The sequence below is a fragment of the Pseudarthrobacter sp. NamB4 genome, assembly GCF_005796185.1.
Lineage (GTDB): Bacteria > Actinomycetota > Actinomycetes > Actinomycetales > Micrococcaceae > Arthrobacter.
In genome coordinates this window covers 51,705-73,704 of sequence record NZ_VAHM01000002.1, presented here as the reverse complement: position 1 = coordinate 73,704, position 22,000 = coordinate 51,705, and the positions used below count along the sequence as shown (strand labels likewise).

At 67.3% G+C, this 22,000-nt stretch carries 19 protein-coding genes; 4 read left to right on the top strand and 15 right to left on the bottom strand.

Annotated features, from left to right (window positions below; translation table 11 throughout):
• Positions 1-339: 339 nt before the first annotated feature.
• The 3 genes from FDW81_RS01835 to FDW81_RS01825 all read right to left on the bottom strand — a co-directional run bounded on the left by FDW81_RS01835 (position 340) and on the right by FDW81_RS01825 (position 1,683).
• Entirely contained in the window at positions 340-933 is a 594-nt protein-coding gene (locus FDW81_RS01835; protein ID WP_138132425.1) for a TetR/AcrR family transcriptional regulator, read from the bottom strand.
• 73 nt (positions 934-1,006) lie between these two features.
• The gene (locus tag FDW81_RS01830) at positions 1,007-1,336 is read right to left on the bottom strand and encodes a multidrug efflux SMR transporter (RefSeq protein WP_138132424.1); all 330 of its coding nucleotides are present in this window, start codon (positions 1,334-1,336) and stop codon (positions 1,007-1,009) included.
• Positions 1,333-1,683, bottom strand: coding sequence for a multidrug efflux SMR transporter (locus FDW81_RS01825; RefSeq protein WP_138132423.1), 351 nt, complete (start codon positions 1,681-1,683; stop codon positions 1,333-1,335). Before FDW81_RS01825 ends, FDW81_RS01830 begins: the two co-directional genes overlap by 4 nt.
• Positions 1,684-1,946: 263 nt before the next feature.
• On the opposite strand from FDW81_RS01825, the gene FDW81_RS01820 reads away from it, so the two are divergent.
• Complete coding sequence (locus tag FDW81_RS01820; RefSeq protein WP_138132422.1) at positions 1,947-3,131, top strand: ABC transporter substrate-binding protein; 1,185 nt, start codon at positions 1,947-1,949, stop codon at positions 3,129-3,131.
• 129 nt (positions 3,132-3,260) lie between these two features.
• Here the strand turns inward: FDW81_RS01820 and FDW81_RS01815 are convergent, their stop codons facing one another.
• From FDW81_RS01815 to FDW81_RS01780, 8 genes are all read right to left on the bottom strand, one after another.
• Positions 3,261-4,199 (bottom strand): carbohydrate kinase, encoded by a 939-nt coding sequence (locus FDW81_RS01815; protein WP_138132421.1) that lies wholly within the window; start codon positions 4,197-4,199, stop codon positions 3,261-3,263.
• Between the two features lie 68 nt (positions 4,200-4,267).
• Positions 4,268-4,843 carry a DUF1349 domain-containing protein gene (locus FDW81_RS01810; protein WP_138132420.1) on the bottom strand — a complete coding sequence of 192 codons (576 nt, stop codon included), beginning with the start codon at positions 4,841-4,843 and terminating at the stop codon, positions 4,268-4,270.
• Between the two features lie 10 nt (positions 4,844-4,853).
• Positions 4,854-5,693, bottom strand: coding sequence for an alpha/beta hydrolase (locus FDW81_RS01805; RefSeq protein WP_138132419.1), 840 nt, complete (start codon positions 5,691-5,693; stop codon positions 4,854-4,856).
• 99 nt (positions 5,694-5,792) lie between these two features.
• Positions 5,793-7,028, bottom strand: a complete 1,236-nt coding sequence (locus FDW81_RS01800) for an APC family permease (RefSeq protein ID WP_255467067.1) — start codon at positions 7,026-7,028, stop codon at positions 5,793-5,795.
• A 129-nt stretch (positions 7,029-7,157) separates the two neighbouring features.
• Positions 7,158-9,770, bottom strand: coding sequence for an AMP-binding protein (locus FDW81_RS01795; protein WP_138132418.1), 2,613 nt, complete (start codon positions 9,768-9,770; stop codon positions 7,158-7,160).
• A 37-nt stretch (positions 9,771-9,807) separates the two neighbouring features.
• Entirely contained in the window at positions 9,808-10,965 is a 1,158-nt protein-coding gene (locus FDW81_RS01790; RefSeq protein ID WP_138132417.1) for an ABC transporter ATP-binding protein, read from the bottom strand.
• The gene (locus tag FDW81_RS01785; protein WP_138132416.1) at positions 10,962-12,653 is read right to left on the bottom strand and encodes an iron ABC transporter permease; all 1,692 of its coding nucleotides are present in this window, start codon (positions 12,651-12,653) and stop codon (positions 10,962-10,964) included. The genes FDW81_RS01790 and FDW81_RS01785 overlap by 4 nt, the downstream gene beginning before the upstream one ends.
• Positions 12,650-13,657, bottom strand: coding sequence for an extracellular solute-binding protein (locus FDW81_RS01780; protein ID WP_240719840.1), 1,008 nt, complete (start codon positions 13,655-13,657; stop codon positions 12,650-12,652). The genes FDW81_RS01785 and FDW81_RS01780 overlap by 4 nt, the downstream gene beginning before the upstream one ends.
• Before the next feature lie 410 nt (positions 13,658-14,067).
• Here FDW81_RS01780 and FDW81_RS01775 point away from each other — a divergent pair, with 410 nt between their 5' ends.
• A complete protein-coding gene (locus FDW81_RS01775) occupies positions 14,068-14,250 on the top strand; it encodes a hypothetical protein (protein ID WP_205754585.1) in 183 nt (60 codons plus the stop codon).
• On the opposite strand, the gene FDW81_RS01770 is transcribed toward FDW81_RS01775, so the two are convergent.
• From FDW81_RS01770 to FDW81_RS01760, 3 genes are read right to left on the bottom strand one after another with little or no spacing between them, the layout of a single operon-like run.
• Positions 14,247-15,227 (bottom strand): ribokinase, encoded by a 981-nt coding sequence (locus FDW81_RS01770; protein WP_138132414.1) that lies wholly within the window; start codon positions 15,225-15,227, stop codon positions 14,247-14,249. The genes FDW81_RS01775 and FDW81_RS01770 overlap by 4 nt on opposite strands.
• Positions 15,224-16,648 (bottom strand): MFS transporter, encoded by a 1,425-nt coding sequence (locus FDW81_RS01765; RefSeq protein ID WP_138132413.1) that lies wholly within the window; start codon positions 16,646-16,648, stop codon positions 15,224-15,226. Before FDW81_RS01765 ends, FDW81_RS01770 begins: the two co-directional genes overlap by 4 nt.
• Positions 16,648-17,727, bottom strand: a complete 1,080-nt coding sequence (locus FDW81_RS01760; RefSeq protein ID WP_138132412.1) for a nucleoside hydrolase — start codon at positions 17,725-17,727, stop codon at positions 16,648-16,650. Before FDW81_RS01760 ends, FDW81_RS01765 begins: the two co-directional genes overlap by 1 nt.
• Positions 17,728-17,944: 217 nt before the next feature.
• On the opposite strand from FDW81_RS01760, the gene FDW81_RS01755 reads away from it, so the two are divergent.
• A complete protein-coding gene (locus FDW81_RS01755; RefSeq protein WP_171027088.1) occupies positions 17,945-18,934 on the top strand; it encodes a LacI family DNA-binding transcriptional regulator in 990 nt (329 codons plus the stop codon).
• 49 nt (positions 18,935-18,983) lie between these two features.
• Positions 18,984-20,090: a GTP pyrophosphokinase family protein gene (locus tag FDW81_RS01750; protein ID WP_138132410.1), complete on the top strand. Its 1,107-nt coding sequence runs from the start codon at positions 18,984-18,986 to the stop codon at positions 20,088-20,090.
• Positions 20,091-20,107: 17 nt separating this feature from the next.
• On the opposite strand, the gene ilvD is transcribed toward FDW81_RS01750, so the two are convergent.
• Positions 20,108-21,973 carry a dihydroxy-acid dehydratase gene (ilvD, locus tag FDW81_RS01745; protein WP_138132409.1) on the bottom strand — a complete coding sequence of 622 codons (1,866 nt, stop codon included), beginning with the start codon at positions 21,971-21,973 and terminating at the stop codon, positions 20,108-20,110.
• Positions 21,974-22,000: the final 27 nt, after the last annotated feature.

The following is a 22,000-nucleotide window of genomic DNA, read 5'->3' as shown; positions in this document are numbered from 1 at the left end:
ACCTGGTGCCGGTCAGTGGCCCAGGGCGGGTCGTCGTTCTTTCGGAAGCGAAAGGTTGACCGTGTTAGCCGGAGAATCCGCGGTATTCCCTGGTGTGGCGTAGGTCATATCCAAGGAGAGTAGTGCAACTTGAACGAGTGTTCAATAGGAAAACTGGACAAACGTTCAAAATTTACGACGGCGAAACATGGGTCCCGTGATGGGCTGCAGGAATGTGCTCCCGGCCTTCAAAGATGTCGCGCTTTCGCCCGAGTGTGACAGGGAGTTGGGCCATGGGGTGGGCCCTATGAAAAGGATGGTGTACTGCCGGCGCCCCGGAAGAGTGGCGGCGGCCGGCCGCTATGCGGCGAAGGCGATCTCTTCGGTGCGGGCGATGCTCCGCCGGATGGATTCCTTGTCCACGCCGAGGAGCGCGGTTAGCCACATCCCGTTCTGAACGACGACGATGTCGGCCGCCCGCTCCTTGCATTCCTTGGCTGACAGCTCCGGCCTGGCGTTCCCGATCAGGGCCCCGAGCCCGTCCAGGTAGCGGTCGAACGCCGCCGCATTGATCAGGGCGAAGTCCTCGTCCGCCCTCGCGAGCGCCCAAAGATGAAGGCGCAGGGACAGGTACCGCGTGGTCAGGAGTTCCGGACCCGCAACCCGGCGAAGGGCATTCCGCAACTGCTCCTCCGGGGGCAGGCCGGGATCCTGCGCCACCAATGCGAGGTCGTGTTTGTCGACGCTGTGCAGTGCCGCACGGATCAGGCTTGATTTGTCCTCGTAGTAGTAGTTCACGAGGCCGAGGGCGACTCCCGCCTCGCGGGCCACTGCGCGCATGCTGACACCCGAGATCCCGTGGCGCGACAGCAGTTCCAGCGCTGCTTCAAGAATGCGCGACTGCCTGTCAACCTGCTCGCCCTGTTCGCGGGTGTTTACGGTGCCTGTATCCACCCGGCCAGCCTATGGTGAAAGCGGCGCCGGTGCATCCCGCCCCGCCTGCCAGTGGGCTTAGGGGGCGGTGCCGCTAATGCGCGTTGCTGGCGCCGATCTCTACGATGAGCACTCCCGCGGAAATGAGCAGGATCCCGCCTGCCATGGTTGGCGTCAGCGGTTCCTTGAACAGGATCCTGCTGGCGATTGCTGTCAGCGCCACGCCGCACGCCACCCAGATGCCATAACCAACTCCCAGGGGAAGCCCTTCGGCAAGCGCCAAACCGAGGAAGCAGAAGGCGCTGACGTAGCCGGCCACAATGGGGATAAGCCAGAGCTTCTTCTTCAGCCCCTCGGAGGCGCGCAGGGACATCGTGGCGGCAACTTCGGTAAGGATGGCCAGGGTGAGGAAGAGCCAGGTCATGCCTGCCCGCTTTCCTGCCTGGCGTGGGCCTTCTGCGAGCCCACTTCAACAGTGATGACGCCGGCCAGGATGAGTGCCATGCCGAAACCCATCAGCCACGTGAGTGGCTCGTCGAAAATGCTGGCAGAAAGCAGCGCGGTGGCGGTGACCCCACCTGCGCCCCATGCCCCGTAAGCGACGCCGATGGTCATCCCCAGCCGCAGGCATACGCTCAGCAGGAAGAACGCGGTGACATATCCGAAGACCACCAGAACGTACCAGCCCGGCGCTTCGAGGGCCGCCTTCAGGGCCAAGGTGGCACTGACCTCCGTGATGATCGCTCCGCCCAGGCACAACCACTGCTTCATTCCCGGTCTCCATCGCCGATCCAGCCATCAGCCCAGACTCGGTGGGCAGCACCAAACTTTACCATCCGGACGGTAACCAACGAGTTCGCCCTCCGTCGCCAGCGGGTGCAGAAACAAGACGTCCTGCGAAGTTTCTTGACGCTCCGCTACGCCGCGTTGAGCCTTCGCGTCGTCCCGTTAACCTCTGCTACCCGGATGATTGTCGGGCTGCCGGCGGCTCCGTACTCTCGACTCAGCATCCGCCCCCAGCAAAGGAATCCCCCATGGCAAAGGCCCAGGACAAGAGTCCGCAGAACCAGACAAGCTCCACCCGAATCGTTGCCGGACAGTCCGACAAACCCAGGCGCTCCCTGGGCCAGAAGATCGGCATCACGGCTGCCCTGCTTGCCCTCGTGGGAGGTGGCGCCGCGGTCGCTTCCGCCGTCAGCGCAGCAAACCCGGGCACGGCACCTGCCGCGGAAAGAGCACCCGCCGGCAATCCCGCCGTCGAACTTAAGCTCGGCTACTTTGGCAACGTCACCCACGCCCCCGCCCTGGTGGGGGTGAGCCAGAACTACATCGCCGACGAGCTGGGGAACACCAGGCTCAGCACCCAGGTGTTCAACGCGGGCCCGGCCGCCATCGAGGCACTCAACGCAGGTGCCATCGACGCCACCTACATCGGCCCGAACCCCGCCATCAACTCCTTCGTCAAGAGCCAGGGCGAGTCCATCAACATCATCGCGGGTGCGGCCGCCGGCGGCGCCCAGCTGGTGGTGAAGCCGGAGATCGGCTCCGCGGCGGAACTCAGGGGCAAGACGGTCGCCTCGCCGCAACTCGGCGGCACGCAGGACGTTGCGCTCCGCGCCTGGCTCACCTCGCAGGGCTACAAGACCAACGTTCACGGCAGTGGTGATGTCGCCATCAACCCGACCGAGAACGCCCAGACCCTGAAGCTGTTCCAGGATGGAAAGCTCGACGGCGCGTGGTTGCCTGAGCCATGGGCCTCGCGCCTGGTGCTGACGGCCGGAGCCAGGGTGCTGGTGGACGAAAAGGACCTGTGGGACGGCTCGCTGTCCGGGAAGCCGGGTGAGTTCCCCACCACCATCCTGATCGTGAACCAGAAGTTCGCCGCTGAGCACCCGGACACAGTGAAGGCGCTGCTGAAGGGCCATGTGAAGTCGGTGGAGTGGCTGAACAGCGCACCGGACTCCGAGAAAGCCACCGTCATCAACGCTGCCCTCAAGGAAGCAGCGGGTGCGGAGCTGAAGGCGGACGTCATCGACCGGTCCCTGAAGAACATCGTCTTCACGGTGGATCCGCTGGCCGGCACCTACAACAAGCTCCTGGAAGACGGCGTCACTGCCGGCACCACCCAGCAGGCAGACATCAGCGGCATCTTCGACCTGCGGGCCCTCAACAGTGTCTCCGGCGAGAAGACCTCGGCCGCGGGACTGGGCCAGGAGTAACCCGCCCAGCACGCTCTATCAGTTGATGCGCCATTTTGGCCATCGCTCTCTCACTTTCCAGCAGAAAGTGAGAGAGCGATGGCGTTAAACGCCCATTGACTGAGAGAGGGTCGACGGGCAAGGAACGGGCTACTCCTCCAGATGCCCGTTCAGCTCAGCCCGCGTGGGCGGGTTCGCCCCCGGTTTGGACACGGTGACGGCGGCAGCGCGGGCCGCATGGGCGAGCAACTCCCCCAGCCCCTCCGCCGGCAGTTCCCGGAGGTCCTTGCGGTTCTGCGCGCCGTCCAGGCCGCGGTCCACCAGACCGGACAGCAGGGCAGCCATGAAGGAATCACCGGCGCCCACAGTGTCAGCCACTTCAACCTTCGGCGCGGGCACCTTCGCTTCACCCGCCCGGCAGACTCCCCACGGCCCTTCTGCTCCGCGCGTGACCACCACCATGGCCGGCCCCTCGTGGCCGCCCAGCTCCAGCCACCTCCGGGCGGCGTCGAGGACGTCCATGTCAGGGTAGAGCCATGCCAGGTCCTCGTCGGACGCCTTCACCACGTCGGACAGCGAGACGAACTTTTCCGCATGCCGCCGCGCATACGCAACGTCGGAGATGATGCTGGGCCGGCAGTTGGGGTCGAAGCTGATGGTGGCGCGCGGGTGGGCATATTCGACGGCGGCGAGCACCTCCGTGGCGCCAGGCGCCAGCATTGTGGCGATGGAGCCCGTGTGCAGCAGGGTGGTGCCCTGCAGCATGAAGGCGAGCCGGTCGGCGATGCCGGGAAGCTCCCAGGCGAGGTCGAAGGTGTAGGTGGCGGCGCCGTCGTCGTCAATCAGCGCGGTGGCCACGCTGGTGGGAAGATTGTCCGGGCCGACCGGAAGCATCACGGAACTGGCGCGCAGGTGCGCGGCCACGGAGTCCCCGTAGGCGTCCCGGCCGTACCGGCCGATGAACTGCACCGGGTGGTCCAGCCGGGCCAGGCCCACCGCCACATTCAGCGGGCTGCCGCCCACGTGGGCCTCGATGCCGGAAGCGCGCTGGACAACGTCAACAAGGCCTTCGCCAATAACAGTGAGCATGGTCATACTCTGCCAGAAGAGGCCCGGTCAGGCGGAGCCCGTGACGCTTCCGCGGACGCTGAATGACGTTAGTGCAGGGCGCGGTCAGGCTCTAACACGCGCCAGGCATGGAAGGGAACTGTCAGTCCAGCCCTGGTGGGAGCACAGGTGAACGGACCGGCGTAAGCGTCAGCGGCAGGATGCAGCGGGACCAGGCGGACCAATCGCAGGTGTCCGTCATCTGCCCTTGCCCGGATGGTGAGCGCATCGCCGGCACGGCTGATCCGGATGAGCACGCGGCTGCCCTTCCATCCGGGGACCGGGGCGAGGGACCAGTCGGAGTGCCCGTTGGTGACTACGGCCCCCAGCTGGCAGGCTCCGTCCGCGAACTCGACGCCCGCCTTGACCCACTTGTCCGCAGCCAGCCGGACGAAGATTCCGGCCTGGTCAAACTGCTCCGAAAACTCCGCCGTAAACTCCACCTCCATGGCGGAGCCCTCCGGAAACGGGACCAGAAGTGCGTGCTCACTGTCGTGCACAAAGCCGTACGACGTGCAGCGCCAGGCGTCGCTGCCCTCCCGGGCCGTCACCAGCAAATCTGCACCGAGTTCAACGGCAGAAACAGGGGGATGTGTCCACGTGCCGCTTGACCAGGGGATGTCCATGGGCGTCATGCTACGGCAGGGTGGTCCGCGCCGTTGTGGGCGCAGTCTTCGCCAGCAGTTCCAGCACCAGTTCGCGGCACGTCCGGTAGGCCTGGGCTCCAGGATCAATCAGGGCAAAGTGGTCCCCCGGCACCATGACCAGTTGGGGGCGAACGCGCCCCGCCTGGCCCGCGTCCACATACGTGGCGGACATGGCCAGCGGAACGTCCTCGTCCTCCTCAGCATGCACGGCGTAGACGGGGACGTCCAGCGGCAGCGCCGCCATGGGGTCCGCGTACCGATACCTCCTTGGAAATTCCGACGACGGCCCGCCCAGCAGGTTGCCCACGGCACCGTTGCTGAGGCTGAGCCTTTCAGCGTCGGCCAGGTTAAGGACGCCTGACTGGCTTACCACCCCGGTAAGCCGGACGCCGTCGGTGTTGGCCCCGACCTTGTGGTGCTCCGCGTCCAGCCCCAAGCCGCGGAGCCGGTCCCGGCCAGCAGCCCAGACGGCGAGGTGTCCGCCGGCCGAATGGCCGAGCGCCACCACCTTCGCCAGGTCCAAACCATGGACCGGGGCAAGTTCCCGCAGTTTGTCGATCCCCGCCAGGACGTCGGAAAAGGTATGGGGCCAGCCCCCGCCGTTCCCCGCGCGCCGGTACTCAAGGTTCCACGCAGCCATGCCGTGTGAGGCCAGGTCAGCAGCAAGCGGCTCCCCCAACTCCGCGCCGTACTGCGACCGCCAGTATCCGCCGTGGATGACCACTACAACCCCCTGGCGCGTCCCGCCGTCGGGCAGTTCAGGCAGTTCCGGCAGGAAAAGCTCGCCCCACTGGCTGGAACCTTCGCCGTACTGATACCGGTGCCGCATGTGCCGAGACTACAGCGACCAGGCAAGCCACGTCCTTGCCGGTCCGAGGGGACCGCCGTTAGCTGGAGGGCCAATCGGCACCCACGGCACAGCGGGCAGCTAGGCGGCCTCGAGTTCCAGGGCAGGCGTGGGCCGGTGGAAGCCGCGCGTCAGCACGGCCAGGTACGCGAGCCCAAGCCCCGCCCAGGAGAGGCCAAGCGAGAAGGACAGTCCGCTCAGGCTCGTCCAAAGCCAAACTGTCAGGATAAGGCCGGCGCCGGGCAGCAGAAGGTTGTTGACCACACCCTTGGGCCCTCGCTGGTTTTGATCAATGAAGTAATGCTTGATGACGGATACGTTGACCACCGAGAAGGCGACGAGTGCGCCGAAGCTGATGAGCGAGGTGACGGTTGTCAGATCAAGGACCAGGGCAAGCAGCGCCACCGCTGAGGTCAGGATGATCGGGACCGCCGGGGTGCCAAGCCGGGGGTGGAGCTGTCCCAGGACCGCGGGAAGGACCCGGCCTCTGCCCATGGAATGGATGATGCGTGACACAGAGGCTTGGGAGGTCAAGGCGGAGCCGAGGCTTCCTGCGATGTAGGCGGCAGTAAAGAATGCGACGAGGAGGTTCCCGCCTGCGGCCCCGACGACCTCGATGGCGGCGGAATCCGGGCTGGCGAAAGTCCCCACCGGCAGCAGTTGGTGGCTTATGTAGGCGAGTGCCAGGAAAATAAGGCCGGCAAGGACAGTGGTGAGCATGATGGCCTTGGGTATGGTCCGCCGCGGGTCTTTCGCCTTCTCTGCGAAGGTGGAAACGGCGTCGAAACCGAGGTAGGACAAGCAGAGGATGGCAGCGCCGGCCATGATCGGAGGGAAGCCTCCGGCGCCATCTGCTCCCCTGAAGGGAGCCAGGAGATCCACAGTGCCCGACCCGCTGATCGATACGCAGGCGAGGACGACGAACAGCACGATGAACAGGCCCTGGAGTCCCACCACCACATAATTCGCCCTGGCCACGGCCGTGATGCCGACGAGGTTCAGCACAGTCACTGCCACGATGGAAACGACAATGAACAGCCATGCGGGAACGGCCGGGAAGGCCGCGTTGAGGTAGATGCCAATCAGCAGATAATTGATCATCGGCAGGAGCAGATAGTCGAGCAGCAACGACCATCCCGCCAGGAAGCCGAAACCGGCGCCGAATGAACGCGTCGCGTAGGTGTAGGCGGAGCCTCCAAACGGAAATGCCTTGGCCATCCGCCCGTAGGACCGGGCGGTGGCAAAAAGGCGGCCACGCCTTTGTTGGCCGCTACCTTGCTGGTGGCTCCGATGTTTGCTCAGGCGCAACCGCCACATCCGCTAAATGAACGGGATTCATTTAGTAAAGCAGTGACGGCGCTCACGGTCAAGGGCCGTTGTTGTGTTACGCCGGGCAGCAAAAAGCCCCGGCTGCGTGCAGCAGCCGGGGCTTTAGGTACAGAACATTCAGCTGGCGTTGCGGGCCGCAGAAGAGCCAGGGGTTCGCCGCAAAGCCGCTCCCCGCCTGGCCCACGCTCCCGCAGCAGCACCGGGCAGCCACCGGCACAAAGCCCAGTAACCGACACCGAGCACCAGCGAACCCGCCACCGCCAGGACCGGGTTGATTGGCAGCAGGACCGGGTAAACCAGCCAGTGCGTCAGGTAGATGTACAGCGATGCCGCGGCAAGCCAGCCTGTGACCTTGCGCAGGACGGCGGGTACGGGCAGTGCCGGCACCCAGACCAGCAGCAGGATGCCCGCGGCCACGGTGGCCTCCCGCACGGTGCTGTTGAAGAAGCCGGGCAGGGTCAGCAGGGTAATGGCAGAGACAGTCAGCCGGTGCAGGTGGGTGCGGGCGCGGGCGAGTGCCCAGCCCAGCGCGAAGATCCAGAATACCGGCGGAGGCTTGGGCAGGCCGGGGTCCACGATGTCGTAGCGGGCCAGCAGGGCGATGGCCACGAGGCCCAAGGCGAAGGCGAATGGGGCACGGCGCTCCCACCGGTCAACCCACGGCACGGCCATGAGCGCTGCCATGGCCAGCAGGATGTACACCAGCAGTTCCACGAACCAGAAGTGCCACTGGGTGGTCACCTCCTGCGGCCCCACCATGGCATTGAGCAGGAAGATGTTGGCTACCGTGTAATGGTCCGTGAGCAGGTAGGCCAGGGCAATGAACGCCACCGACGGCACTACGATACGGGCGGCGCCGCGGAGCTGGCGGCGCAGCCTGGGCCGCCGCGCTTCTGCCAGCTGGAACCGGGCGAAGTTGTAGCCCGCCACCGCGAAAAGCAGGTGGGCGGTCTGGAACATGAACAGCTCAACGTGCGTGGCCACGATGCACACGATGGCCGCGGCGCGCACTACGATCGACGTCTCCAGGAAGGAAACGATCCGGCGCCGCTTCGGCTTCCGGCGGCGCTCCAGTTCCTGCACGGGAATGAGGTGCCAGTCCGGCGGCAGCTGCCCCAGGACCTGCTCCAGCCGCACCGAGACCGCCACGTAGGACAGGGAATCCCCGTCCAACGAGACGAAGGTGTCACCGTCAGCCACGGAGGAACACTCCAGGGCATCCATGAAGATGCGCCGGATGTCCGTGCCGGCGGCGGCCGGGCCGGCAGGAGCGGGGCCCTCGGCAGCCCCCGCGGGCGCTGCTGTCCTGGCGGCAGCGGCGGCGGGCGCGGGGGCGGGGGCGGCGGAAGCAGCCCCCACAGCAAGCAGGAGGACCGCCGGGTAGTCCACCTTGCCGGTGGCCAGGCGCGGCAGGGCCTCCACTGGATGGATTACGACGGCGGCGCGGGGCAGCCCAATCGCGCCTGCGAGGGTTTTGGCGAGCATTCCGCCGTCGTGGTCGCCTTCAACGGCGACCACCAGCCCGTCGTCGGATCCTGCCGCGGCGGCGGTGATTCCCATCTCGGCGAAGATCTTCTCCACCTGCCCGAGGTCCACGCGCAGGCCCACGATCTTCACGAACCGGCTGCGCCGGCCCGCCACCTGGTACAGCCCGTTGGGGTGCTGCCGGGCGAGGTCGCCGGTGCGCAGTTCGTGGATTTCCCTGCCCAGCGCCAGGTCCGCCGGCTGCTCTGCGTAGCCGAGCATGACGTTGGGGCCGGTGTACACCAGCTCCCCGTCCGCCAGGTCCTCCACAGGTTCGATGCGGAAGGTGCCGCCCGGCACCGGCACGCCGATGCTTTCAGGATGGTCCACGGCGAGGTCCGGCGGCAGGTAGGCCATCCGGGCAGTCGCCTCGGTTGCCCCGTACATGACGAAGAGGTCCCAGCCGCGGCGCTGCCCGGTTTCCGCCCAGAAGCGCACCTTTTCCGGCGCCAGCCGCCCGCCGGCCTGGGTGACGTAGCGCAGGTGCGGCAGGTCCTTCCCGGCAAAGCCCACCCGCTCCAGGAGGTCGAACGTGTAGGGCACGGCGGCGAAGGAGGTGGCCCGGCGCTCCCGGAAGAGGTCCCAGAAGCAGGGGTCCACCACCGAAAGGTCCGTGAGCACCAGCCCGGCCCCGCGGACCAGGTGGCTGTTGATGACGGACAGGCCGTAGCAGTAGTGCAGCGGGAGCGTGGTGGCGGCCCGGTCTTCGGGTCCGATGTGCAGGTACTCGGCTATCGCCTCGGCGTTCGCCGTGAGGTTGGCCTGCGAGAGCCGCACCAGTTTCGGGGAGCCGGTGGACCCGGAGGTGCTCAGCAGCAGCGCCAGTTCGGGATGCAGTTCGTGCCGGGTCCCGCGGCGGCGCTCCTCCAGCAGGGGGATGCCGCCGCCGTCGCCCGGGCGCAGGAGCACGTCCGGGTCGTAGGCGTCCATCAGGGATGCCAGGGCGTCGGGCTTGTCCGCCGGTGCCAGCAGCAGGGGATGCCCTGCCGAAAGCGCCGCGAGATAGCCCACCAGTGAGTCCAGGTCATTGCGCGCGGCCAGCACTACGAGCCGGCGGCCGGTGCCGAGCCTTGCGGCGACGTGGTCCACCAAGGAGGCAAGCTCCCGGTAGGAGAGGACGCCGTCGGGGGTGTAGACCGCGGGGCGGTCTCCGTGGCGGGCCAGGTCCGCGAACGCGATGCGTGCCAGCTCCGGCTGCGCGGTCAAAGCGCCACCAGGATGGGAAGGATAAGCATGGGGGTACCTAACTGAGCTGAAGGGGTACGGAAGGGCGCGGCTTCAGGGAGCTGCCCGGCGGCGGCGAGGTGATGGCGCGGTCACCCAGCAGCAGGGTGGGGGTGGTCCCTGCCGCTACAGTCACAGCGACGGGCGTGCCGATGGGGTGGCGCACGGTGTGCGGCTGCCAGGAGCGCACCGTGCGGCCCGAGGCGAGCGTGACGTAGTGGAGCACGAACGCGCCGTGGTACTCGACGGATGACACGCGCGCCGGAGAGTTTGGGTCCGGCTGCAGTGCCACCTCGTGGGGCCGCAGCACCACGTCCACGTCCGCTTCGCTGTTGGCCCAGCCGGGGACGGTGGAGACCACGCCGATCTCGCAGGTCAGCAGGGCGCGGTGCACGTGGGCGGGGAGGAAGTCGGCATCGCCCATGAAGGAGGCAACGAACCGGGTGGCCGGCTGTTCAAACACCTTCTCCGGGGTGTCCGCCTGTTCGATCACGCCGCCCCGCATGACCACCACGCGGGTGCCCACGGACAACGCCTCGGTCTGGTCGTGGGTGACCAGCACACCGGTGGTTCCGGCCTCCTTGAGCGTTGCCACGGTGTCCCGGCGCACCTGCGCGCGCAGGGATTCGTCCAGGCTGGAGAACGGTTCGTCAAGGAGTACGACGGCGGGGCGGGGCGCCAGGGCACGGGCGAGCGCCACGCGCTGCTGCTCGCCGCCGGAGAGTTCATGCGGATACCTGCCGGAGAGGTGGCCCAGCCGGACCAGGTCGAGCACTTCCCCGGTCCGCGCGCGGCGCTCACCGCGGGTCAGGCGGTCCAGCCCGAACTCCACGTTTTGGGCCACGGTCATATGCGGGAACAGCGCGTAGTCCTGGAACACCAGTCCCACCCGGCGCTTCTCCGGTTCCACGAAGCGGCGTTTGTCCGCCACCACGTCCCCGGCAACCCGGATGACGCCCTGGTCCGGCCGTTCCAGCCCTGCCGCCAGGCGCAATGTTGTGGACTTCCCGCAGCCCGAGGGGCCGATCAGGGTCACCAGCTCGCCGGCCGGTATGACGAAGTCGAGGCTGTCAGCGCCCAACGTCGATCCGTAGTGTTTGCTTACGCCTTCAAACACCAGCGCTGCCGGAACGCCGCCGGTCCCGCCGGAACGGGGTTCGTCTGCCCTTATGCTCATGCCGGGACCTTTCCAGAGGTTTCAACACTTCGGGCCTGCAGGACCAGGACCAGGACCGGGAGGATGGCGGCTGCCACGATCACCAGTGCGGGCAGCGAGGCCTTCTCCCAGAAGTTTTCGCGCGCCAGTTCGTAGACCCACACGGACGCGGTGGTAAACCCGAAGGGCCGCAGCAGCAGCACGATGGGCAGCTCCTTGACGGCGTCGATCGCCACCAGCATCAGGGCCACCGCGATCCCGGACCTGGCCAGGGGTGCGTGCACCCGTGCGAGGATCCGGCGGGGTGCGGCGCCCAGGCTCAGGGCGGAGAAGGTGAGGGTCATCGGAATCTTCGCGAAGCTGGAATCCACTGCCTGGTAGGCGGGCGCCAGGAACCGGATCACGTAGGCGTACAGGATGCCAAGCACGGAACCGGTGATGAGCAGCCCGGTACCGCCAGGAACGCCCGCTGCTTCCAGGGCGTCGTCCAGGGCCGCGAAGGAGATCAACACGCCGATACCCACCACGGCACCGGGCACGGCGTAACCGAACGTCGTCAGCTGCGCCGCGGAGGAGACGAACCTGCCGCCGCTCAGCCGCACTCCGTGTCCCACGGCCACGGCGATGAGCACGCAGGCAGCAGCAGTGACTGCGGCCACCAGGAGCGTGTTGACGATGTATTCGCCAAAGCGGGGATCCGCGAGGAAGCCCGGATTCCTGGCAGCTCCCCCGGCCGCCCATGCCAGCAGCTGGATCACCGGGATCAGGAAGCCTGTACTGACGGCCGCCGCACAAAGAGCGGCAGCTCCCCACCCGCGGCCGCCGTCGAGCTGTTGGGGCTGCAGGCCCTGCCCGCGGCTGCCCTGCCGGTGGTAGCGTGCCCGGCCGCGGAGGACCCGCTCGCCCGCCAGCACGGCGACGGCGAACAGCAGCACCAGCACGGCCAGCTGGGTTGCGGCATGGAAGTTAAAGGTGCCCTTCCAGACCAGGTAGACGCCCACGGAAACGGTCTGGACGTTGAAGTACTGCACAGTGGCGAAGTCGGTCAGGGTTTCCATCATCACCAGGGACATGCCCGCAGCCAGCGACGGCCGGGCCAGCGGCAACAGGACCCGGCGCAATGCCCGGCCCCGCCCTGCACCAAGGGTCCGTGCGGCATCGTAGGTGCCGGCGGTGTGCTCAATCAGCGCGGTGCGTGCCAGGAGGTAGACGTACGGGTAGAGGGAAAGCGACATTACCAGGATCGCCCCCGGCAGCGAACGGACTTCAGGCACCCAGACATCTGCGCCGAATGCCGCGCGCAGGGCTGTCTGCACCGGCCCGGACACATCGAACACGGACAGGAAGACGAATCCCAGGATGTAGGCAGGCACGGCCAGGGGAAGGACCAGCAGCCAGACGAAGACGTTGCGCAGGGGGAAGCGGTAGGCGGTCACCAGCCAGGCCAGGCCCCCGCCCACCAGCAGCGAGCCCGCGGCCACGCCGAGCATCAGGAGCAGGGTGGTGAGCACCATCCCGGGAAGGTCCCGCGGCGGAGTGGTGCTGCCCAGGCTGCGCAGGCCGTCAAGGACCACCGCGAGCACGGGCATGGCAACCACTACGGCCACCAGGACCACGAGTGCTGACCAGGCGGGACGGCCGGCACCGGCCGACCGGCGGGGACGGCGCTTCGGCGTCCCCGCTTCGGCCAGGACGGCCGTTTCGGTCACTTGTATCCGGCCTCGGCGAGCAGGTCGACGGCCTCCGCGTTGAGGTCGCCGTAGGCTTCAGCGTTCAGCGGCATCCGTTTGAACTCCCCGAAGCCCGCAATAACCGGCTCGGGTTCTGCGGCCGGGTTGACCGGGAACTCGTGGTTGGCGTCAACGAAGGCGTTCTGCCCCTTGGTGGCCAGCCATTCGACGAGCTGCTGCGCTTCCCCGGCGTTGTCCGAGCCTGCCACCACACCGGCTCCGGAGATGTTGACGTGTGTCCCGGCGCCTTCCTGGCTGGCCCAGTAAAGGTCCACCTTGAAGTCCGGTTTCTCCTCCAAAGTGCGGGCCAGGTAGTAGTGGTTGTTGATTCCCACGTCACAGGTTCCGGCGTCGATGGCTTCCAGCAGCAGCACATCGTTGCTCATGATCTGCACGTCATTGGCCACCCAGCCCTTGGCGATTTCCAGGGCTTTCTCGCGGCCGTGGAGGTCGATCAGGCTCGCCACGAGGGATTGCGTGTAGGAAGAGGTGGCGTCGCGCATGCAGAGCCGGCCCTTCCACTTGGGGTCGGCCAGGCCGGCATAGGTGTCTGCAGCGTCAAACCCGGCGGGGTCAACCTTGTCCGGGTTGTAGGTGATGGTGCGGGCGCGCATCGCCAGCCCGTACCAGCGGCCTTCCGCGTCGCGCAGGTCCTCCGGCACTGCTTCCTTGAGGACTGGAGAGTCGACGGCGGCAAGTTCGTCCTGGCGCGCGGCGTTCCACAGGTTGCCGGCGTCCACCGTCATGAAGACGTCCGCAGGGCTGTCCTCACCCTCTGCCTTGAGCCGTTCGAGGAGTTCGGCGTCGTCACCGCTGATGAACTCCACGGTGATGCCCGTCTCGTCCGTGAACTGGCCGAAGGCGCCCTCCAGGTCGTAATGGCGGGCAGAGTAGATTTGCAGGTCGGCGGGCTGTCCACCGATGATGCCGCAGCCGGTCAGGGCGGCCGTAAGGGCGGTCAGGCCTGCAGCGGCAGCAATCAAGGGACGAGGGCGCACAGGGGGGCTCTTCTCACACGGGCGGTACTGCGACCGCATGTCAATTTGGCAAGGTAAGCCTAACTTAATTACCGGCACCCCCTGAAACTGTGAACCGGCGTGACAGGGCCTTCGTGAGCAGGCCCACAGCTACTGCCGGGTAAGCTCATCCTTTTCTCCCATGGACTGCAGTCCTATCGGGGAAGTCCCCGTCTGTACCCGGAAGACGTCGCCGCCACCATTGCCACTGCCCGGGCAGCCCAGCGGGAGGGGGTCACCATTCCCCTCAGGCGGCGCCGCACCGTCGTCGGGCAGTTCCACACACTGCTCCTGCAGCGCGAGGCGGACATCCTGGACCTGGCCCAAGCCGAGAGCGGCAGGTCGCGGCTCAACGCGCCGATGCCCCGGTGGGCGGGATGAAGGACTTCGGGGTGGGGTGGCGCCGCGGCAGGGAGGGCATCCTCAAGTACACCGAAACCCAAACAGTGGCCGAGCAGCGGCTCGTCCCGGTGGGACCACCGCCCGGCATAACCAACGAGAGGTACACCAGGCTGGTCAAGGGAGCGCTCAGGCTGATCGGGCGGCGGACGCTTTCCTAGGCCCGCAGGCGCCGTTCGACGTCGGCCGATTCCGGATAGGCGGACTGGGTCCCCTTCCGGGTGGTGGCCAGTGCTGCTGCCACCGACGCGAAGGCGGCAGCACCGGCCAGGGCGTCCCCGGTGGCAAGGCGGACGGCAACGGTCCCGGTGAAGGCGTCACCTGCCCCGGTGGTGTCCACTGCTTTTACTTGGGTGGGGGCAATCCGGGTGACCTGGGAACCCTCCGGAGCCAGCGAATCCAGCACCACCGAGCCCTGGGACCCCAGTGTGACCAGGACCTGCCGGATCCCCCGCTCCGCAAACCGCACCCGGACCTGCTCCCACTCGGTGTCGGGCGCGTCGGCCCCGGGAACGGCTGCCCCTTCACCGAGGAACAGCGCTGCCTCGTGCGCATTGACCAGCAGGACGTCCGTGAGGGAAGTCAGTTCCTCCGGCACCTCCGCGTACGGCGAGAGGTTTAGCAAGACTGTGGCGCCGGCGTCGTGCCCTGCGCGGGCGGCGGCCAGCACCGTCTCCATGTCCACCTCCAGGCAGAGGCACACGACGGCGGCCTGCTCCATCACGTCCGACGCCTCTGCCACGTCCGCCGGGGACAGCGTCCCGTTGGCACCGGCGGAAATGATGATGTTGTTCTCGCCGTTGGCGTCCACGGCGATGACGGCCACGCCCGTGGGCTCATGCGACTCCCGGACGTGCCCCACGTCTACGCCGGCCCGCGCCGCGGAGGAGAGCAGCATGTCGCCGTTGGGGTCGTCCCCCACGGCGCCCACCAGGCTGACCTTCCCGCCGAGCAGGCTGGCGGCCACGGCCTGGTTGGCGCTCTTGCCGCCGGGGTTCACGGCGAACCCGTTGCCGTGAACCGTCTCACCGGGCAGCGGCAGCCGTTCGCAGTAGATGGTGAGGTCCGCATTCAGTGAGCCGACGACGACGATCCGGCCCGGGCTCGCCGCCCGGCTTTGGGGCGGGGCGGCATTCATTCGGCCACCTCGGCTTCGACAGGCTTGGGGATCAGCAGCGAGGCGGCGAACGCGGCCACGGTGAGGGCAAGGCCGACGACCACAACGGTCAGGTAGGAGGCCTTCGCGTCGCCGAGGGACGCCGTCGCCACCAGCACTGCGGGCAGGACCAGGAAGCTCAGGCCTGCGCCCAGGTTGAAGGCGCCGGCGTTCATGCCGGGCAGGAAGCCGGGGTTCCCCGCCGGCGAGAGGACGACGCCGAGTCCGTTGAGCATGATGTTGACCGTACCGGCGTACATGATGCCCAGCAATACCGTGCCGGCAATCATCATCGGCAGGCTGTCCAGGCCGAAGAACGCAATAACGGCCAGTGCGGCGACGCTGCCCAGGAGACCGATCCGCAGCACTTTCGTGTAGCCGAGGACGGGGGCCAGCCTGCCGCTCAGCGGTCCCACCAGCCAGCCGAGCAGGGCGTACGGGGTGAGGATGATCAGCGACATGTCGGTGGGGCCCACGCCGAAGCCGCCGGCAGCCTGCACGTAGGCGGGAACGATGCCGTTGATGACGGCGAAGATGCCGGTCATGGTCAGGGTGGTGGTCAGCAGCGGCGCCCAGGTGGAGCGCTGGCGCAGGTGCACAATTTCCACCATCGGCTGCGCGGCGCGCTTTTCCGTCCGCCAGAAGGCAGCGAAGGAGACGGCGGAAACGGCCACCAGGGCAAGGCTCAGCATCAGGGTCTGGGAGGAGAATCCGCCCACCAGCTTGGCGCCTTCATTGAGCGCGGTCAGGAGGGCTCCGACAGCAACGACGATGAAGAACACGCCGGTCCAGTCCATGCGGGTGCCGGCGCCCGGCTTGCTCTCAGCGGCCAGGAAGGCAATCAGCGCGGTGGCGACGGCGGCGAAAACCACCATGAGCCAGAAGATGCTGCGGAAACCGAAGTGCTCGGCAAGGTAGCCGCCCACGAAGGAGTCGACGCCTGCCACGCCGCCGTTGACGGCGGTGATGAGGCCCATCAGCGTGCCGTACTTGCGCGGGTTGCTGACCGCGGAGCGCAGCATGATCAGGCAGAGCGGAACGGTGGGGCCGCTGACCCCCTGGATGATGCGCCCCACGAAGAGCCAGGTGACGTCCGGGGCCATGGCGGCGATCACCGAGCCGACGCCCATCAGCACCATCATGCCCACGAGGACCTTCTTCCGGCCGACGATGTCGCTCAGGCGGGGCAGGAACAGGGAGAACAGGGCGGCCGCGGTGAAGAACCAGGTCTGGGACAGTCCGATGACGGCCTGGTCGGTCTTCAGTTCCTCACCCATGGTGACCAGGGCGGGGCTGAGCATGGAGGCATTGAGCTGGAAGGCCACGCAGGCTGCCAGCAGGGCGGTCATCAGGGCCGTGACATTGCCCCGGCCGGCCTTGGTTTCGATAACGGTGACAGACATTACTTGGCCCCTCCCACGGTGAGGCGGGCACTTTGCCGGCGTTCGACGTCGGCCGCGTTGCCTTCGGTGTTTGTGTCACCGCTGCCCGGCTCGCCGATCCGGACCAGCGCGTCGGTGACAAGGTTCCAGAACTTTTCGTGGTCCAAGTCCACGGCGACGCTGGTATGGCAGTCCTCCGGTGCGGGGGCGCGGAAGTCGGCCACGGTCATGCCCAGGGTCAGTGCGCCTTGCAGTTCTATGTTAACGGGCACTTTCCGGGTGCTGACGACGCTGGGGTCGATCACGTACGCCACGGCGCAGGGATCGTGGACGGGCGGGTGGTCGAAGCCCTGGGCGTCCTTGTAGGTGTGGGCGAAAAAATCCATCAACTCGGTGACGAACTTTGCTGGCGTGGTGCCGATGGCGGCGATATTCTCCACCACGTCCGGAGTGGCCAGTGCCTGGTGGGTGAGGTCCAGGCCCACCATCACCACGGGCCACTTCTCGTTGAAGACGATGTGGGCGGCCTCGGGGTCGATGATGATGTTGAACTCGGCCACGGCGCTCCAGTTGCCCACGTGGTACCCGCCGCCCATCAGGACCACTTCCTTGACCCGCTCCACGATCCGCGGTTCCTTGCGTGCGGCCAGGGCGATGTTGGTGAGGCCGGCAGTAGGGACGAGGGTGACCGTGCCCGGCTCGTGGGCCATCACGGTGTCGATGATGAGGTCGACGGCGTGGCGCGGGTCCAGCCCGATGGTGGACTCGGGCAGGGCAGGGCCGTCCATGCCGCTGTCACCGTGGATGTCCGGTGCGGTTTCGATGTTGCGGACCAGGGGGCGCGGGCAGCCGGCGGCGAAGGGGACGCCGGTGATGCCGGCAATGGTGCCTACGGCCAGGGCATTGCGGGTGACTTTTTCGAGGGTCTGGTTGCCCACCACGGTGGTGACTGCCAGCAGATCGATAGTGGGGTTGCCGTGTGCGAGCAGCAGGGCCACGGCGTCGTCGTGCCCGGGGTCGCAGTCCAGGATGATCTTCCTGCGTTCAGCCGGCTGGCTTCCGGGCTGGTGGTTTGGTTCCACGATGGTTCTCCACGTCATTGGGGCCTGCCGGGGGCAGGGGTTCAACATTCCGGGAGTCATCATGGCAGGGCTTCGTGGCCCACGTCAAACGCTTAACTCCCCCTCCCGTGTTTGCGCACGTCAAACGCTTGATGCCTTGCGCTCCCTGACGGCATTCGGCGGCGACTAGGATCGAAGTATGGATTCCGGGGAACAGCTGCAGCACCGGGCGCGCCCCCGGCGCGTCACGGCAGCCATGGTCGCTGCCCGCGCCGGCGTCTCGGTAGCAACAGTCTCGCTGGTGGCCAACGGCAAGACAGCCGGCCGCGTCTCCGAGGACAACATCTCGCGCGTGCGGGAGGCCATCGCCGAGCTGGGCTATGTAGTGGACAGCATAGGCAGTTCGCTCGCCAGGGGCGTGAGCTCGATCGTGGTCATGGTGGCCCCGGACATCTCCAACCCGTTCTTCGCCAAGGTGATCGCCGGGGTGCGCGAGTCCCTCGGCCCGCAGTACCAGCTGCTGCTGTCAGTAACCGACGCGGGCGAGTTTCCCCAGGCCGACGACGTCCGCCGGCTGATGTCCCTGCGTCCGGCCGGGCTCCTGGTGGACGCACCCAACGCAGGGTTCCTCGAAGACCTTGCGTCGCCGTCGCCCCTGGTGCTGCTGGATGCGCCAGGGCTGGAAGGGTATGCACCGTCAGTGAACCTGGACGTGGCAAGCGGCGCGCGCCAGCTTGCCGCGCACCTGGCTGGGGCCGGGCACCGGGAGGCGGCGTACGTGGACAGCGTCACCGGCACCGAAACGTTCGCCCTTCGCCGGCAGGCCTTCCTGGACGAGGCTGCGTCCCACGGCCTCCATTTGGCGGCGGACCGGATCATCAGCACCACGGTCGACGTCGGCTCGGCAGCTTCCGCCTTTGCCGCCGCCTGGCCGGAGTGGCAGCGCGAGGGGGTGACCGCCGTCGTCTGCTGTACCGATACGCATGCCTACGGCGTGCTGCAGGAAGCGCGCGTGGCCGGAGTGAAGATCCCGGAGCAGCTGGCGGTGGCCGGCTTCGACGACCTCCCCTACTCGGCCACCAGCAACCCGGGCCTCACCAGCGTCCACCTGCCCGCCACTCCACTCGGCCTGCGGGCCGGTGAACAGCTGCGCCGCCTGATGGAGGGGAAGCCGCTGGACAAGACGGCGGTCACGCTGGAGAGCTCACTGGTGGTGCGCGGCTCAACCGCTGCCGCCGCGGACTGAAGGCCCCGCCCGCCGTCGTTCTGTCATTGCCCGGCCGTAAGCTGGGAGCATGCCGAGTAACTGGGAGAGCCTGGACGTAAAACTCCGCGAGTCCGTGGAGCACAACGTGGAGATCTACGCGCGCGTCCGCCCTGCCCTGAAGCTGGTCACGCGCGATGTCCTGCTGATCCTGCGGGACATGCTCAAGGACACCGAGGTGACGCCGCTGTTCGTCACCGGGCGGACCAAAACGGTGGAATCATTCAAGGAGAAGATCTCCAGGACCGAAGAACCGCTGGAACCGGGAGGGCCGCGGCTGCTGAAGTTCCCGGACCCGTTCCGGACCCTGAACGACATGGTAGGCATCCGCGTCATCACCAAGCTCCCGGCCGAAAACGCCGCCGTGGCCAACATCATCAAGCGCCAGCGCCAGCTCTTCGACTGCCGCGGGGACCGGGAAAAGGACATCGGTTCCATCGAGTCCGGCACGTACGGCTACTCCAGCCGGCACCTGATCCTGCGGACCATCCAGAACGAGGCCGTCAAGGAGTACCAGCAGGTCTTCAACCCGGATGCCGTGCCCAACGGCAGCTACTTTTTTGAATGCCAGATCCGCACCATTTTCGCGCATGCCTGGAGCGAGATCGAGCATGACATCCGGTTCAAGGCCGAGGACCCCCGGGCCTGGACGCCGCACTTCGACCGCCAGTTCACGGCCACCGCGGCCATGCTGGAAACGGTGGAGACCGCCTTCGCCGACCTCCACGAACGCTACGAGGAAGTGCGCAGCTTCTGGGACGCCGACGGCGAAGGCGCAGCACCGCTGACCCCCAACCGCGTGCGGGACGTCTGGCGCACCCTGCTCCCGCACGTTGACCGCAAGGTGGACGACGATTGGGGCTGGGCCGCAGAACTCCTCGCCGCCCACGGCCTCAAGCAGACCATGCAGCTGGCCGGTCTCCTGAGCGCCAACCGCATCACCGAGGTCCGCAAGGCCCTGGATCACCGCTACTCCCCCGGCCCGGACCGGCTGCTCGATGACCTGCTCCTGTGGCAGTACGGCACCAAGCACATCGACCTCACCGCGGAACCGGCCGACGCCGTCCCGCACCCCCGGCGGGACAGCCTGCTGCGGCGGCTGAAGCAGATCGAGCGGTACCGGCTGACGAAGAAGTAGGGTGCTGGCGCGCAGCCTTAGACGAGGCTCTCCACGAGTGACACGTCCCGCACCGCACCCTTATCTGCAGACAGGGCCATCGCGGCGTAGGCGCGCAGGGCCGGCGATACCTGGCGGTCCCGGTTCTTGGCCTTGTAACCGCCGTTGACTTCCAGTTTTTCGCGGCGTTCGGCGAGGACCTCGTCGGAAACCTGCAACTGGAGGGAGCGCTGCGTGATGTCGATGCTGATGATGTCGCCGTCCTCCACCAGGGCGATGGTGCCGCCGGAGGCAGCTTCCGGGGAGATGTGCCCGATCGACAGGCCGGAGGTGCCGCCGGAGAAGCGGCCGTCGGTGATGAGGGCGCACTTCTTGCCCAGGCCACGGCCCTTGAGGAACGACGTCGGGTAAAGCATTTCCTGCATGCCCGGGCCGCCCCTGGGGCCTTCGTAGCGGATGACCACCACGTCGCCTTCCTTGACGGTTTTGTTCAGGATCTTTTCCACGGCTTCGTCCTGGGACTCGCACACAACGGCCGGGCCTTCGAAGGTCCAGATGGACTCGTCCACGCCGGCAGTCTTCACCACGGCGCCGTCGATGGCCACGTTGCCGCGGAGCACGGCCAGCCCGCCGTCCTTCGAGTAGGCGTGTCCCACGGAGCGGATGCAGCCCTCCGCCGCATCGGTGTCCAAGGAGGTCCACTCGTTCGACTGGGAGAACGCTGTGGAGGAGCGGACTCCGCCGGGAGCGGCGTGCCACAAGGCCTTCGCCTCTTTGCTGGCCTTGCCGCCGCGGATATCCCAGTCATCCAGCCAGCCGTCCAGGTCGGCGGAGTGCACGGAGTGGACGTCCTTGTGCAGGAGCCCGCCGCGGTTCAGCTCGCCCAGCAGGGCGGGAATGCCGCCGGCGCGGTGCACGTCCTCCATGTAGTAGGTCTTGTCCTTGGCGACGTTCGGGGCCACCTTGGCCAGGCAGGGCACCTGGCGGGACTTGGCATCCATCTCGGCCAGGCCGTAGTCCACGCCCGCCTCCTGCGCAGCGGCCAGCAGGTGCAGGATGGTGTTGGTGGAGCCGCCCATGGAGATGTCCAGGGCCATGGCATTGTCGAAGGCCTTGGCGGTGGCGATGGAGCGCGGCAGCACCGAGTCGTCGTCGCCGTCGTAATAGCGCTTCACCAGCTCGACGACGGTGGAGCCGGCCTTCTCGTACAGCGCCTTGCGCGCTGTGTGGGTGGCAAGCACGGAGCCGTTGCCCGGCAGGGACAGGCCGATGGCCTCGGTGAGGCAGTTCATGGAGTTGGCGGTGAACATGCCGGAGCAGGAGCCGCAGGTGGGGCAGGCGTTCTCTTCGATGAGGCTGATGTCTTCATCGGAGATGGACTCGTCCACGGCGTCGGCGATCGCATTCACCAGGTCCAGGGAGCGCACGGAGCCGTCGGTCAGGGTCACTCGGCCGGCTTCCATGGGGCCGCCGGAGACGAACACGGTGGGGATGTTCAGGCGCAGCGCGGCCATGAGCATGCCCGGGGTGATCTTGTCGCAGTTGGAGATGCAGACCAGTGCGTCGGCACAGTGTGCGTTGACCATGTACTCCACGGAGTCGGCGATCAGGTCGCGGGAAGGCAGCGAATAAAGCATGCCGCTGTGGCCCATGGCGATGCCGTCGTCCACGGCGATGGTGTTGAACTCGCGCGGCACGGCGCCGGCGGCGAGGATCGCATCGGAGACGATCCGGCCCACGGGGGCCAGGTGGGTGTGGCCGGGGACGAATTCCGTGAAGGAGTTGGCCACGGCGATGATCGGCTTGCCGATGTCCGTGTTGGCGACGCCGGAGGCGCGCAGCAGTGCGCGGGCGCCGGCCATGTTGCGGCCGTGGGTGACAGTGCGTGAACGAAGAGGAGGCATGGTACCGATCCTGCCGTTCCTGCCCGG

Coding starts and splice junctions, on each gene's coding strand:
- FDW81_RS01830 (WP_138132424.1), bottom strand. CDS start 1,336: ATGACCTGGCTCTTCCTCACCCTGGCCATCCTTACCGAAGTTGCCGCC.
- FDW81_RS01825 (WP_138132423.1), bottom strand. CDS start 1,683: ATGAAGCAGTGGTTGTGCCTGGGCGGAGCGATCATCACGGAGGTCAGT.
- FDW81_RS01820 (WP_138132422.1), top strand. CDS start 1,947: ATGGCAAAGGCCCAGGACAAGAGTCCGCAGAACCAGACAAGCTCCACC.
- FDW81_RS01815 (WP_138132421.1), bottom strand. CDS start 4,199: ATGCTCACTGTTATTGGCGAAGGCCTTGTTGACGTTGTCCAGCGCGCT.
- FDW81_RS01810 (WP_138132420.1), bottom strand. CDS start 4,843: ATGGACATCCCCTGGTCAAGCGGCACGTGGACACATCCCCCTGTTTCT.
- FDW81_RS01805 (WP_138132419.1), bottom strand. CDS start 5,693: ATGCGGCACCGGTATCAGTACGGCGAAGGTTCCAGCCAGTGGGGCGAG.
- FDW81_RS01800 (WP_255467067.1), bottom strand. CDS start 7,028: ATGTGGCGGTTGCGCCTGAGCAAACATCGGAGCCACCAGCAAGGTAGC.
- FDW81_RS01790 (WP_138132417.1), bottom strand. CDS start 10,965: ATGAGCATAAGGGCAGACGAACCCCGTTCCGGCGGGACCGGCGGCGTT.
- FDW81_RS01775 (WP_205754585.1), top strand. CDS start 14,068: ATGAAGGACTTCGGGGTGGGGTGGCGCCGCGGCAGGGAGGGCATCCTC.
- FDW81_RS01770 (WP_138132414.1), bottom strand. CDS start 15,227: ATGAATGCCGCCCCGCCCCAAAGCCGGGCGGCGAGCCCGGGCCGGATC.
- FDW81_RS01765 (WP_138132413.1), bottom strand. CDS start 16,648: ATGTCTGTCACCGTTATCGAAACCAAGGCCGGCCGGGGCAATGTCACG.
- FDW81_RS01760 (WP_138132412.1), bottom strand. CDS start 17,727: ATGACGTGGAGAACCATCGTGGAACCAAACCACCAGCCCGGAAGCCAG.
- FDW81_RS01755 (WP_171027088.1), top strand. CDS start 17,945: ATGGTCGCTGCCCGCGCCGGCGTCTCGGTAGCAACAGTCTCGCTGGTG.
- FDW81_RS01750 (WP_138132410.1), top strand. CDS start 18,984: ATGCCGAGTAACTGGGAGAGCCTGGACGTAAAACTCCGCGAGTCCGTG.
- ilvD (WP_138132409.1), bottom strand. CDS start 21,973: ATGCCTCCTCTTCGTTCACGCACTGTCACCCACGGCCGCAACATGGCC.